The following is a 12,193-nucleotide window of genomic DNA, read 5'->3' as shown; positions in this document are numbered from 1 at the left end:
GAGCGCGCGGCCGGTCGCGAGAACGGAAACCGCCTGATGGCTGTCGCACTTCGCAGGACGCTCGCCGTCGCCACGCTGGCCCTGACCGCCTCCTTCCTGCCGGCCGCCGGAGCGGGCACCGCCGACGCCGCGCAGCCGGCCAAGCGCACGCCCGGCCTCTACTGCCTCGCCAACGCCTGGAGCACGCCGAACATCTCCACCAAGCCCTGCGACACCCAGGACCAGGGCCAGCACTGGACGCTCTCCGGCCAGCAGATCTCCCTCAGCGGCGCGCGGGCCTACTGTCTGGCCAACACCTGGAACGCGCAGGACGTCTCGGTCAAGCCCTGCGCCCCCAAGGACCAGGGGCAGTACTGGACCGTCTCGGGCCAGCAGATCGCCCTCACCTTCGCCCCCGCGTACTGCCTGGCCAACACCTGGAACAAGGCGGACGTCTCCACCAAGCCGTGCGACGCCAAGGACCCCGGTCAGCGGTGGGTCGTCTTCAACGACCAGATCAGCCTCGCCGCCGCCTGACGCACCCTCACCCGCCGCTCTCCGGCTCAGCTTGACTCTGTCGGGGATCTTGGTATTCGGCTGCCTGTGATGGTGATGGTGATGGTGCGTCAGTCTTGCGGGTGTACGGGGCCCGCGTGACTGGCAAGGAGTGAGAGATGTCGGTACATCCCCGTCCGGGCGCCGAGGTGCCGGAGCTGACCGCGAGGATGGCGCGTGCCAGCAACCCCGGTGGCACGACGGCGATGTGGGTGCGGGATCGCCTCGACGGCCTGTGGAGCGATGAGGACTTCGCCGACTGGTACCCGCGTGATGGGCGTCCCGGGCTCTCATCCGCCCAGCTGGCTACGGTGAGCGTGCTGCAGTTCCTGCTCGGGCTCTCCGACCGCGACGCCGCCGAGGCCGTGCGCTGCCGCATCGACTTCAAGTACTCGCTCGGGAATTTGGCGCCGTAGGCGCGCGAGAAGGCCTCGATCGCTTGCTCGGCGTGGCCACGGTCCTCGGCGTTGTAGATCTCCTGCATCGCCTTCGTCGCGCCGGGCTGTGCGGACTTGGGCAGGCAGTTCGTGACGTTGCGGGCTTTGTGAACCCAGCACCTTTGATGCCGTGCGGCCGGGAACACCTCGGCGAGTGCCCGCCACAGGCCCATGGCGCCGTCCCCGATCACCAGCTCGGGGTCGCGCATCCCGCGGCGGCGGCAGTCCCGCAGCAGGTCGGCCCACGACTCGGTGCTCTCGCGCAGGCCCTCGGCGAGAGCGATCAGCTCCTTGGTGCCGTCCAAGCGGACGCCGAGCAGGACCAGGACGCACGAGTGGGCCTGGCCGAGGCGGGCCTTGGGATGCACGCCGTCGGCCCACACGTAGACGTAGTCCCGGTCGGACAGGTCCCGGGTCTGGAAGGCGGCGTGGTCGTCGCCCCACTGCTTGGTCAGCCGGGCTACGGTGGCCGGCGACAGGCCGGCGGTGCCGCCGAGGAACTGCTCCAGCGCCGGCACGAAGTCCCCGGACGACAGGCCGTGCAGGTAGAGCAGGGGCAGCACCTCGGAGATCTTCGGTGACTTGCGGCACCACGGCGCCAGGATCTTCGAGGAGAACCGCTTGCGCTCGCCGGTCGTCTCGTCCACGCGCCGGTCGTTGATCCGCGGGGCCCTGACCTCGACCGGCCCGGCCGCGGTGACCACCGACCGCGGCCGGTGGTGGCCGTTGCGGACCACCAGGCGCCGCCCGTATTCGTCCTTCTCCGCGGCCAACTCGGCTATGTACTGGTTGACTTCCGCCTCCAGCGCGGCGGCCAGCATGCGCCGGGCGCCCTCGCGGACGATCTCGTCGATCAGGGAGCCGAACTCCGTCGAACCATCGGCATTCACTACGCTGAGCACTGGCGTGCCTTCCCGACCCGCGCTGCAACGCGGGCCTACTCGGTGACCATCACAGGATCATTCGGGAAGGTACGCCCTCCGCGTTCCGCCCGAGGCTGATCCACAGGTCTTGAGCATTGCTCTGCGGAGCTCCGGTCGCCACGCTCGCAGCCGACTGCTTCGGGCCCTACGAACTGCACCTCGACCCCGTCCGGACATACGCGCTCTCATAGCAGGACCGCGCAACTATCCGGGCCCGCCCGAAGCCGTTGGACAGCCTATTGCCGCAGATGACAGGCTCCGCCTCATGGAGCTACTCGACGTCCTTGCGGAGCTCGCCCGGTCGGGACACCTTGGGCCGGTTGAGAACGGCGCGGCTTGGGGCCAGGTCACCGCGGCGCTCGGTGAGCCCTGGGAAGTGGTCGTCGGGAAGCGGCGGTCATGGCCGCGCCTGTTCGCTTACGGCGACCTTGAACTCAGTGTCTGCCGCTGCCAGAAGATCACTCTGATCTGCCTCCAGACCTGGCGTGATGTCATTGGCCTCCCTGCCGGCCTGGTCGGCCGGGAGAGGTTCCCCGGCCAACCCAAGTACGCCGACGTGATCGCTTCTCTCGACCGCGTCGGTTGCGCCTGGCAGCCTTACACACCCCTCACCTTCGGCAACCAATGCGCCATCGAGGCCACCTCCTCCGGCGTCACCTTCGTCTTCGAAATCCCGGACGGAGAACACCCGATCCTCAACGTCGTGGGACCCCCGCCCCATCAGCATGAGTGCCCCGCGACACTGTGAGCGTGAAGCCGACCAGTGTTCACGACGGCCCCGGCGGCCTGACGGCCGCCGGGGCCGCCTCGTCAATATTGGGCCCGTCGCCGCCTTCATACACATGTTCAAGGTCGCGCAACATACGACACGCCCGAGAGAGTCCGTTCGCCCCACTCGGCACGACTACTTTCCGTGGCGAACCGCTCGCAGGCGAACTCAGTGCCGAGCTGGGCTAGTTCGGATAATCCTGCATCAGATGCCCGATGCTGCAGGTCTCCCCCCGCCAGCGTCCACGACTCGTGGAGATCATCCACAACCTCACCGCACGCATCACGGAGGCTCAGATGAACGGCTGGGCTGGCGAAGGCCAAGGCCTCCAGGTCAGCCTGACCAAAGCCCGGGAGAAACTCGCCGCCCTCGACCGAAGCCTGCGACGCGCGCGCGGCGACGGCCGCGGCGTCACCGACCTCGGGATGCCCATCGGCGCGGGACCGCTCTCATGACCACAGCGGCCCAGACGCGAAAATCGCTGGTCAGACGAGGAAGCAAGCGGCATGCTGCAGGGCATGATCGACCGCGAGTACGCCAGGCGCATAGCCCAGGAAGACCTGGACCGCAGCTACGCGGGGCAGCTGGTCGTCGCCGCAGTGGAGGAACACGAGCTGGTTTGGATCGTCTACTACCAGAGCGCGGATTACCTCCAGACCAAGGACCCGCTGCACCGACTCGTCGGAAACGTTCCCTACCTGGTCGACCGGATCGACGGCGGTCTCCATATGGTCAGCTCAGGCTCCTATGCCACCGGTGCCTGGGAGGCGGACTACCGCCAGCGCATCCGCAAGGAGCACACCCGCACGGCCGTCGACGACCTGCACGACGAAGTTCGCCGCGTTGCGGCAGAGCAGGGCCGGATCATCGCCATGCATCTGCTGCGGCAACGCGTCCCTGGCCTCGCGCATGCCGACGTCATTCGGTACGTGACGGCCCTTCAGGTCGGCTCCGCACCAGAGCACCTCGTCGCTGCTGCGACCACGGCGCTTGTGACACCCATTGACCCCTTCGACGCGGTTCGGACGATCCGCCCCGGCCGGAACCCAGAAGACGGACCTCAGACGGCTAGCTCGTAGTCCGGATAATCATCCGCCATCGCCCGGAAGGCGACGCTCGGGCGCCGCAGCAGGCCGGTGGTCACCTGGGCCGCGATCCGGTCGTCCCGGGTCAGCTCCTCCACCACCTTCACCTTGTCGGCCGGGGCGACCCGGGCCACCACCTCAGGCCGGCGCATGAAGTCCGGCGCAACGGCCGCGGCCACCTTGTCATCGCGGGTGAGCTCCTCGACCGCCCGGACCTTCTCCTCCTCCGCGACCTGGGCGACCACCTCCGGGCGCCGCAGGAAGTCGCCGGTCACCACCGCGGCGACCTCCTCGTCCTGGGCGAGCGAGTGGATCGCGCTGACCTTCTCCTGCGGGGTCACCGGCTTGACGACCTGCCAGCCGACCCGGCGCCGCGCCTCGTCCGGCGTCCACCGGGCCTTGCCCTCCGGCGGGGTGGCGATCGCGGCGAACCGCTCCTGCTCGTCCTCGATCTGCCCCAGGATGCGGTGGATCGTCCAGGACACCCCCTCCTGCCGACGGTCCCTGGGCCACTTCGCGGCGACCTGTCGCAGGTTGCGCACCGTGTCGTAGGAGAGGCCGATGTCCTCGGCCAGCCGGAACAGCGACTCCTTCACCGTGAACAGCGCCTCGGTCTTCTCCTGGCCGCCGTACTCGCGTATCGGCTCGATCTCCAGCGCGCCGTCGCCGATGGTGAACTGGCCCCTGGTCTGGGCCTCCACCACCTTCCGCAGCTCGGCCACGATCTGCTCGTAGCGGCTGCCGGTGACGCTGCCAACCTTCTCGGCCGTCGTCTCGATCTCCTGAGCCATGTGGAATCTCACCACCAACTCGCAGGCCGGGCGCGGCCGTTGGCCGCGACGGGACCGGCCCGCTGACGGCAGCAGAGTCGAGCCCCCAGTGATGTGATCACAACAAATCCCGTCCAGATGAACGGAGTTAACCGCTTCCGACCGAGTTAACCGTTCGCTCAATGGTCACTGTGACCGTTCACCGAACGAATCCTTCCGGGCCCTCCAGACCCTCATCACGCACCGCCGCGAGCAGTAGACGGCGTTCGAACGCCGATCAACCCCGGCCACCCACCAGGTGTCGCACTCCGGGCACTTGACCCGCCCGGCACCGCTGATCTCGGCGGCCACCCGCTTGCGCAGCCGGCCGTCCACCCGCCACCGCCTGGCACGACACGCCGTCGAGCAGTACACAGCACTGGGCCGCGACCCCGGCCTCAGCCGTACGTCGCAGCCCCTGCACTTCCGATCTCCAGCCCGGCCGGCACCCTCGGACACCAACCCAGGTTAGGGCTCCAGGCTACTCAGAAACCGGGATCGCAAACAGCCACTCATCTTGACTCTGTCGGGGATCTTGTTCGCTCCGGTGTCAGTTGACGGCTCGCCAGGAACGAAGGCGCCGGATGCCTCGCTGGTCGCAGTGGCCCTGGAAGGCTGTCGGTGATCGTGGGGGCGTGTTTCCGCCCGGCGACTGTCGGCTGAGGCGTTCGATGTTGACGGCGATGGCGGTGAGCACGTGCTGCAGGTGGGTCTTGGCCTGCCCGCGGTATCGGCAGTGGCGCATGCCGTGGCCGTGGGCGAACTCGCAGATGGTGCCCTCAATGCCGGACCGCACCGCGTAGCGTCTGTGCCAGGCCGGTTCCTGCTGCTCGGCACGGTTGCGTCTCTGCAGTTCGAGCAGCTCGCGTGGCGGGAAGCCGACGTTGCGCCCGGCGTCACGAGCGGTGGTGCACTTGGTTCGGGCTGGGCATGGCTGGCACTGGCTCTTGGTGAAGCGGGCCACTATCAGCGGGGCGGCGGTCGGTGAGGAGGTGGGGTAGGGGCCGTGCCAGCCGCTGCTGACCTGACCCAGCGGGCAGGTGACCTCCCGGCGGTCGAAGTCGATGCGGAAGTCGTCACGGGCGAAGCCCTCGCCACGGCGGTGCTGGTGGGTGGGGTTGCCCGGCAATGGTCCGACGACGGTGATCCGGTGCTCGCGCTCGGCCTGCTCCAGGTGGGGCAGGGAGGCGTAGCCGCCGTCGACCAGGTGCTGGTCGGGCCGCAGTTCCCGCTGGTCCAGCCGGGCGTGGATACCTGGCAGGACTTCGGTGTCGGCGCTGGTGGACGGCGTGGTGGCCACGTCGGTGATCACATTGGGGCCGTCGTCGGAGCAGGTCTCGGTCACGTGCGCGAGGAATCCCGTCCAGCGGGTGACCTGTCCCCGGCGGGCATATCGGGCTGTCGGGTCGTAGGGCGAGACGATCCGCTTCGCCGAGGGCGGCAGGCCGCTGTCGTCGCCATCGTCCCGCCAGCGTAGGCGGCCGGCGGTGTCCCAGTAGTAGTTCAGAACGAGGATCTGCCGCAGGGCGGCGTCCGGGGGCCGTCCAGCAGACCGGGATGGTTCCGGGCGAGGTGTTCGAGCAGCCGGCGGGCGTCTGCCCCGGTGGTGTTGATCCTGGTCTTGGGTCGGGTGGGGTTCTTGCCCAAGCGCACCGGCCGGCCATAGCGGTGGCCCCAGTCCGCCTCGACCACGTCGGCCAGCGCGTGGCTGGCGGTGCGGGCGAGTTCCTCCAGGGCCGCGCGCACGGCCTCGGTGACCAGCTCCAGGCGGGTCAGGTCGCGCACGGCGGCCAAGACGTGGGTGGAGTCGGTGCGCTGGGTGGTGCGCTCACGGACCAGTCCGGCCTCCTTCAGCCGGGCCAAGGCGAGATCGAGGAGGCGGTCCGCCCGGCCGTCCTCCAGCAGGCGGTCACGGAAGTCGGTGAGCACGCTGTGGTGGAAGCCGGGGTCGTCAAGTTCGAGACCGAGCGAGTACTTGAAGTCGATGCGGCAGCGCACGGCCTCGGCGGCGTCGCGGTCGGAGAGCCCGAGCAGGAACTGCAGCACGCTCACCGTAGCCAGCTGGGCGGATGAGAGCCCGGGACGCCCATCACGCGGGTACCAGTCGGCGAAGTCCTCATCGTTCCACAGGCCGTCGAGGCGATCCCGCACCCACATCGCCGTCGTGCCACCGGGGTTGCTGGCACGCGCCATCCTCGCGGTCAGCTCCGGCACCTCGGCGCCCGGACGGGGATGTACCGACACCTCTCACTCCTTGCCAGTCACGCGGGCCCCGTACACCCGCAAGACTGACGCACCATCACCATCACAGGCAGCCGAATACCAAGATCCCCGACAGAGTCAAGCTCAGACGAAGTTCTTGTCGATCAGCAGGCTCACGATCCGCTCGTCGAAGTCCGGGAAGTCCATCGGCACGATGCCGAGGTGGATCCGCTCGGTCCTGCGCGCGTCCAGGTAGCGGAACACCCTCGGCAGGATGGAGCCGGCCTGGGTCTTGGGCCAGAGGCCGTTGGCGTAGCTGGTGAAGTTGACGTACATCTCGGCCGCGTCCTGGTGGTAGTAGGCCTGGTCGAACCACTGCTCCACCAGCGTGGCCTTGGCCGAGGTGGACACCCCCTGCCAGGTGTCCTGGGTCCGGAGGAACCCGTTCGTCCCGCTCGTCCACTGGATGACGGACCACGAGTTCGCGAAGTCCGCCACCAGCACGATCCGGCCCCGGGCCTCGCCGACCCGGGGCCACCAGGGGTTGGTCCAGAACAGGCCGCGGTAGTTCATGGCCGGGGCGTCCAGGTAGAAGTCGAAGCGGCGGCGGAACTCCTCGTCGCCGAGCGCCTGTCCGCCCGCCCGCTCGTTCCGCACCCGCATCACCAGCACCTCGCCCGGGTACCGCCGGAGGTGGTCGCGGCAGGCGTTCAGCACGTCCTGGAAGCGGTGGTACTGGTAGTAGCGGTCGTGGTAGACGCCCAGCTCGTCGGCGGTCCCCTGGAGGCCGTTCAGCCGGATGTCGAAGAACCGGATGCCCTTCTCCAACTGCTGTGGCACGCCCCAGTTCTGAGTGTGCGACCACTCGGTCCCGTTGCCGGGGTCGGTGCACCAGGAGTCGTGCGTGCCGGGGATGGTGAGCCGGGTGAGCGGCAGCCCGCCGTCCAGCCGGGCCATCCAGTCCGGGGCGTACAGCGCGGCGGCGCTCGCGGGGGACGCCAGGCCCGCTCCGGCCAGGGCGGCGGCCGCGCCGCCCACCCCCCACTTCAGGGCGTCACGACGGCTGGGCAGGGCGGGACGGCTCATCCGGCACTCCGATCTCTGGCGTGGACAGGACACACACGTGCGGTGCCCATCCTCGCGCGCACCCCCGGCCCGGCACCACCGTCGTGCAGCACCAATCGCGGTGCGGCCCCGCCTCGTTGAGCCGCCGTCAGGACCGGGCCGCGGTCACCCAGTGCTCCCGCACGGCGTCCGTCGGCCGCTGCTCGCCCAGCGCGTCCAGCCCCCAGTCCCCCAGCGCGTCCACCACCAGGCGCAGGGTCAGGCCCCGCTCGGTGAGCTCGTAGACGGTGGCGTTGGCCGGCCGCGCCAGCTTGCGGCGCTCGACCAGGCCCTCCGCCTCCAGCTGCTTCAGCCGGGCCGCCAGGATGTCGGTCGACACGCCCGGGAGGTCGGCGTGCAGGTCGGTGTAGCGGCGCGGGCCGCGCAGCAGTTCACGGACGATCAGGAGGCTCCAGCGCTCTCCCACCGCGTCCAGGGCGCGGGCGACGGCGCAGTACTGGTCGTAGCTTCGGCGTGACATGTGGATCAGCATAGCCAAAAGGTTGGACTTTCCAAGTAGGAACTTGGTAGAACAAAGCAACCGGATGACGGATGACGGCACGTCACGGGGTACGGGTACCACGATCGGGAGACCGCAGTGGAGTTTCGGCAGTCCAGCAAGCTGGCGGGCGTGTGTTACGAGATCCGGGGCCCGGTGGTCGAACAGGCCAACGCGCTCGAGGAGGCCGGCCACAGCGTGCTCCGGCTGAACACCGGCAACCCGGCCACGTTCGGCTTCGAGGCACCGGAGGAGATCCTCCAGGACATCATCCGCAACCTGCCCAACGCCCACGGCTACAGCGACTCGCGCGGCATCCTGCCCGCCCGCCGCGCCGTGGTGCAGTACTACCAGCAGCGCGGCGTCACCGGGGTGACGGTCAATGACGTCTACCTCGGCAACGGCGTCTCCGAACTGATCCAGATGGCGGTCCAGGCGCTGGTCGACGACGGTGACGAAGTCCTGGTCCCCGCACCGGACTTCCCGCTCTGGACGGCCGTGGTGCGACTGGCCGGCGGCAAGGCGGTGCACTACCTCTGCGACGAGGAGGCGGACTGGTACCCCGACCTCGACGACATCGCCTCGAAGATCACCCACCGCACCAAGGCCATCGTCGTCATCAACCCGAACAACCCGACCGGCGCGGTCTACCCGAAGGAACTGCTCCTCGGCATCCTCGAACTCGCCCGCCGCCACGGCCTGATGGTGCTGGCCGACGAGATCTACGACAAGATCCTCTACGACGGCGTCGAGCACCACTGCCTGGCCGCCCTCTCCGACGACGTGGTCACCCTCACCTTCAACGGCCTCTCCAAGGCCTACCGGGTGGCCGGCTTCCGCAGCGGCTGGCTGGTGGTCTCCGGCCCCAAGCAGCACGCCAAGGACTACCTGGAGGGGCTCACCATGCTCGCCGGGATGCGGCTGTGCCCCAACGTCCCGGCCCAGTACGCCGTCCAGGCCGCGCTCGGCGGACACCAGTCCATCCACGACCTCACCCTGCCCAACGGCCGCCTCACCGAGCAGCGCGACGTGGTCCACCGGGCGCTCAACGAGCTCCCCGGCGTCAGCTGCGTCAAGCCCAAGGGCGCCCTCTACGCCTTCGCCAAGCTCGACCCGGCGGTCCACCGGATCGTCGACGACGAGCGCTTCGTGCTGGACCTGCTGCTCCGCGAGAAGATCCACATCGTCCAGGGCACCGGCTTCAACTGGCCCCGCCCCGACCACTTCCGCTTCGTCACCCTCCCCCGGGCCGACGACCTGGAGACCGCGATCAGCCGGATCGGCCGCTTCCTCACCACCTACCGTCAGTAGGCGTGACGCACATCACATCGGAATTCCTCGGTTCGCACGTCACGCCCGGGCACGGTACCGGTCACTACCTCGGACAGCGATGACGTCGAGGTGGAGGAGGTCACGGGAGTGACGGAGTTCGAGGTGGCCGCAGTGCTGAGTCTGGCGGCGAACCTGTGTGGGGTCGTAGCTCTCTGGCTGCGGTCCCGCACCCCGGTTCAGCTGGAGAAGGCGCGTACCGCGTCGCGGGTCGCGATGACCCGGGCACTTCCCGCCGGCAGCCGCATCGTCGAGTGCGAGGGGGTGGGCACGCTGATCGAGGTCGGCAGCCCGGCTCGGGAGGTGACGCCACGTGGGCTGGGTGGATGACTGGGCGGCGCAGGCTGCCTGCCGCACCTCCGACCCCGACGAACTGTTCGTCCAGGGCGCGGCCCAGAACCGTGACAAGACCTTGTGCTCCGGCTGCCCGGTCCGGACTGAGTGCCTGGCCGACGCACTGGACAACAGGGTCGAGTTCGGGGTCTGGGGAGGGATGACGGAGCGGGAGCGTCGTGCGCTCCTTCGACGTCGCCCCAGGGTCTCCTCCTGGCGCAGGCTGCTCGAAACCGCCCGTACCGAGTACGAGCTGAGCATCGGACCGGCTGCCGAACGAGCCTACGAGGCCCTGTTCCGGGCGGAGTTCACCAAACTCGTCGGCTTCCTCGTGACCGCCGGAGCCCGCCTGGTGGAGGCTCAGGACGCGGCCCAGATGGCCTTCGTGGAGATCATCCGCAAGTGGGACGAGGTTCAGTCGCCGGTCGCGTGGCTGCGGAGCGTCGCCTACCGGATGTGGGTCCGGCTGATCCGCAAGGACCGGGGGCACGTCCTGACGGCCGATCCGGTGCCGCACGACGACGCCACCCACGAAGACCTCGGCCTGAGCCTGCAGGCCACGCAAGTTCTCGAACTGCTACGGGAGTTGCCCCATCAGCAGCGCACCGTGATGGCTCTGGTCTACGACGGTCGGAATCCGAGCGAGATCGCCGCGCTCCTTCAGGTGTCGGCCGCGAGCGTTCGCCAGAACCTCCGCCGCGCCCGAACCACCCTGGCTCGTCTGATCGTCGAAAGAGGAGTACTTCCGTGCCCGAGCACCTCGTGAACACCGATGTCGCCCACGTCTACACCGAGGCCATGGACGCCTTCATGCGTGCCGGCGTCAAGGAGATCCTCGAAGCCGTCGGCCGTCGGACCGACGTCGAACACCTCCTGGCCGAGGCCACCGCCGAGGCCGTGCGCCCACTCAGGGCGGTTGCCTGAGATTACGGACCGGTGGCACGGTCAGCCCGCCGCCACCCGTTCCCACTCCTGGCGGGTGACCAGGTACTCCACGTCGCCGTGCTCCGCGCCCTCGATCGGGTCCGGCCACTCCTCGTGGAAGGTCCGGACGTGGCGCAGCCCGGTCTTCACCATCACCCGCCGGGAGCCCGCGTTCACCGTCATCGTGGTGGCCACCACGGCGGCCGTCCCGGTGTGCGCGAACGCGTACCCCACCAGCGTGCGGGCCGCCTCGGTCGCGTAGCCGCGGCCCCAGGCGGCCGGACGGAAGCGGTAGCCGAGCTCGGTACCGCCCTTCGCCAGCCCGACGCTGTCCGCCGGCTGCAACGCCACCCACCCCAGGAACGCGCCGTCCGCCCTGCCCGCCACCGCGAACGTCCCCATCCCCTCGGGGAGTTCGCGGTACCTCCGGAGGATCGCCGGCAGCACCTCGCCCGCCACGACCTCCCTCGGCTGCGGACGCCCGGTGTCGATGTACCGCATCACCTCGGGGTCCCCGTGCAGGGCCGCCAGCTCGTCCAGGTCCTCGCTGCCGAACTGACGCAGCACCAACCGCTCGGTCTCCAGAAGGGTCTTCACGCCCCCGATTCGACCAATCCCCCCACCCCGGCCACAACCGCATTTCCCCCGCACACCGGCCGCATACGCTCAGGCCATGACCGTTCTGCGCTCCGTGCTCCTCTTCCTGCTCGCCGCCGTCGCCGAGATCGGCGGCTGCTGGCTGATCTGGCAGAGCGTCAGGGAGTCCCGCCCCTGGTGGCTGGCCGGCCTCGGCATCGTCGCCCTCGGCGCCTACGGCTTCGTCGCCGCCCTCCAGCCCGACGCCAACTTCGGCCGCGTCCTCGCCGCCTACGGCGGAGTCTTCGTGGCCGGCTCCCTCCTCTGGGGCATGACCGTCGACGGCTTCCGCCCCACCCGCTACGACATCCTCGGCGCCCTCGTCTGCCTGACCGGCGTCGCCGTGATCATGTACGGCCCGCGCCGCTGACGAGGCGTCATCCTCGGGAGCTGCGAGCCCGGAACAGGGACGAGGCCGGCTTCGCCCTCGGGGACGAACTCCTCGTGCGCCATCTCGAAGCCCGCCCGCACGAGCCAGGCACGATTCGTAACGGCATCGGCGTGACTCCAGTACATGGCGGCCCGCCCGGCACCGGCTCCCGGCCCGACGGATCTGCACCTCAGCGGTGTCGACGCCGGTGACCCGGTGCCCCGCCGCGACCTGGGCCG

General features: G+C 69.4%; 15 protein-coding genes and 2 pseudogenes. 10 read left to right on the top strand and 7 right to left on the bottom strand.

Annotated features, from left to right (window positions below; genetic code table 11):
* On the top strand, positions 1-516 hold a 516-nt coding region (locus ACZ6ZR_RS08645), incomplete at its 5' end, for a ricin-type beta-trefoil lectin domain protein (RefSeq protein ID WP_465640760.1).
* Between the two features lie 400 nt (positions 517-916).
* Here ACZ6ZR_RS08645 and ACZ6ZR_RS08640 read toward each other — a convergent pair.
* Positions 917-1,873, bottom strand: a pseudogene (locus ACZ6ZR_RS08640) (IS256 family transposase); the annotation flags it as partial.
* Positions 1,874-2,159: 286 nt separating this feature from the next.
* On the opposite strand from ACZ6ZR_RS08640, the gene ACZ6ZR_RS08635 reads away from it, so the two are divergent.
* From ACZ6ZR_RS08635 to ACZ6ZR_RS08625, 3 genes are all read left to right on the top strand, one after another.
* Complete coding sequence (locus tag ACZ6ZR_RS08635) at positions 2,160-2,642, top strand: hypothetical protein (RefSeq protein ID WP_465640759.1); 483 nt, start codon at positions 2,160-2,162, stop codon at positions 2,640-2,642.
* Between the two features lie 272 nt (positions 2,643-2,914).
* Complete coding sequence (locus ACZ6ZR_RS08630) at positions 2,915-3,118, top strand: hypothetical protein (RefSeq protein ID WP_465640757.1); 204 nt, start codon at positions 2,915-2,917, stop codon at positions 3,116-3,118.
* A 51-nt stretch (positions 3,119-3,169) separates the two neighbouring features.
* Positions 3,170-3,742, top strand: a complete 573-nt coding sequence (locus ACZ6ZR_RS08625; protein WP_465640756.1) for a YrhB domain-containing protein — start codon at positions 3,170-3,172, stop codon at positions 3,740-3,742.
* Here the strand turns inward: ACZ6ZR_RS08625 and ACZ6ZR_RS08620 are convergent.
* The 5 genes from ACZ6ZR_RS08620 to ACZ6ZR_RS08600 all read right to left on the bottom strand — a co-directional run bounded on the left by ACZ6ZR_RS08620 (position 3,724) and on the right by ACZ6ZR_RS08600 (position 8,344).
* The gene (locus ACZ6ZR_RS08620; RefSeq protein ID WP_465640748.1) at positions 3,724-4,539 is read right to left on the bottom strand and encodes a DUF6192 family protein; all 816 of its coding nucleotides are present in this window, start codon (positions 4,537-4,539) and stop codon (positions 3,724-3,726) included. The two genes, ACZ6ZR_RS08625 and ACZ6ZR_RS08620, sit on opposite strands and share 19 nt — an antisense overlap.
* 568 nt (positions 4,540-5,107) lie before the next feature.
* A complete protein-coding gene (locus ACZ6ZR_RS08615) occupies positions 5,108-5,902 on the bottom strand; it encodes a transposase (protein ID WP_465640746.1) in 795 nt (264 codons plus the stop codon).
* Positions 5,903-6,060: 158 nt separating this feature from the next.
* Positions 6,061-6,801, bottom strand: a complete 741-nt coding sequence (locus ACZ6ZR_RS08610; RefSeq protein ID WP_465640745.1) for a transposase — start codon at positions 6,799-6,801, stop codon at positions 6,061-6,063.
* A gap of 102 nt (positions 6,802-6,903) precedes the next feature.
* Positions 6,904-7,845, bottom strand: coding sequence for a phosphatidylinositol-specific phospholipase C (locus ACZ6ZR_RS08605; protein ID WP_465640744.1), 942 nt, complete (start codon positions 7,843-7,845; stop codon positions 6,904-6,906).
* 127 nt (positions 7,846-7,972) lie between these two features.
* Positions 7,973-8,344 carry a winged helix-turn-helix transcriptional regulator gene (locus tag ACZ6ZR_RS08600; RefSeq protein ID WP_465640742.1) on the bottom strand — a complete coding sequence of 124 codons (372 nt, stop codon included), beginning with the start codon at positions 8,342-8,344 and terminating at the stop codon, positions 7,973-7,975.
* Positions 8,345-8,461: 117 nt separating this feature from the next.
* Here ACZ6ZR_RS08600 and ACZ6ZR_RS08595 point away from each other — a divergent pair, with 117 nt between their 5' ends.
* From ACZ6ZR_RS08595 to ACZ6ZR_RS08575, 5 genes and pseudogenes are all read left to right on the top strand, one after another.
* Positions 8,462-9,673: a pyridoxal phosphate-dependent aminotransferase gene (locus ACZ6ZR_RS08595; RefSeq protein ID WP_465640741.1), complete on the top strand. Its 1,212-nt coding sequence runs from the start codon at positions 8,462-8,464 to the stop codon at positions 9,671-9,673.
* 108 nt (positions 9,674-9,781) lie between these two features.
* Complete coding sequence (locus tag ACZ6ZR_RS08590; RefSeq protein ID WP_465640739.1) at positions 9,782-10,021, top strand: hypothetical protein; 240 nt, start codon at positions 9,782-9,784, stop codon at positions 10,019-10,021.
* Positions 10,005-10,289: pseudogene (locus ACZ6ZR_RS08585) on the top strand (WhiB family transcriptional regulator); the annotation flags it as partial. The gene ACZ6ZR_RS08590 and the pseudogene ACZ6ZR_RS08585, both read left to right, overlap by 17 nt.
* Positions 10,290-10,355: 66 nt before the next feature.
* Positions 10,356-10,790: an RNA polymerase sigma factor gene (locus tag ACZ6ZR_RS08580; protein ID WP_465640772.1), complete on the top strand. Its 435-nt coding sequence runs from the start codon at positions 10,356-10,358 to the stop codon at positions 10,788-10,790.
* The gene (locus ACZ6ZR_RS08575) at positions 10,772-10,948 is read left to right on the top strand and encodes a hypothetical protein (RefSeq protein ID WP_465640738.1); all 177 of its coding nucleotides are present in this window, start codon (positions 10,772-10,774) and stop codon (positions 10,946-10,948) included. Before ACZ6ZR_RS08580 ends, ACZ6ZR_RS08575 begins: the two co-directional genes overlap by 19 nt.
* A gap of 21 nt (positions 10,949-10,969) precedes the next feature.
* On the opposite strand, the gene ACZ6ZR_RS08570 is transcribed toward ACZ6ZR_RS08575, so the two are convergent.
* Positions 10,970-11,545: a GNAT family N-acetyltransferase gene (locus ACZ6ZR_RS08570; RefSeq protein ID WP_465640737.1), complete on the bottom strand. Its 576-nt coding sequence runs from the start codon at positions 11,543-11,545 to the stop codon at positions 10,970-10,972.
* A gap of 76 nt (positions 11,546-11,621) precedes the next feature.
* Between ACZ6ZR_RS08570 and ACZ6ZR_RS08565 the strand changes: the two genes are divergently transcribed.
* Positions 11,622-11,954 (top strand): YnfA family protein, encoded by a 333-nt coding sequence (locus ACZ6ZR_RS08565; protein ID WP_465640736.1) that lies wholly within the window; start codon positions 11,622-11,624, stop codon positions 11,952-11,954.
* Positions 11,955-12,193 lie beyond the last annotated feature (239 nt).

The organism is Kitasatospora sp. NPDC088742 (assembly GCF_055584905.1).
This window is presented reverse-complemented; position numbering and strand designations above follow the sequence as displayed.

Coding starts and splice junctions, on each gene's coding strand:
- ACZ6ZR_RS08635 (WP_465640759.1), top strand. CDS start 2,160: ATGGAGCTACTCGACGTCCTTGCGGAGCTCGCCCGGTCGGGACACCTT.
- ACZ6ZR_RS08625 (WP_465640756.1), top strand. CDS start 3,170: ATGCTGCAGGGCATGATCGACCGCGAGTACGCCAGGCGCATAGCCCAG.
- ACZ6ZR_RS08620 (WP_465640748.1), bottom strand. CDS start 4,539: ATGGCTCAGGAGATCGAGACGACGGCCGAGAAGGTTGGCAGCGTCACC.
- ACZ6ZR_RS08605 (WP_465640744.1), bottom strand. CDS start 7,845: ATGAGCCGTCCCGCCCTGCCCAGCCGTCGTGACGCCCTGAAGTGGGGG.
- ACZ6ZR_RS08600 (WP_465640742.1), bottom strand. CDS start 8,344: ATGTCACGCCGAAGCTACGACCAGTACTGCGCCGTCGCCCGCGCCCTG.
- ACZ6ZR_RS08565 (WP_465640736.1), top strand. CDS start 11,622: ATGACCGTTCTGCGCTCCGTGCTCCTCTTCCTGCTCGCCGCCGTCGCC.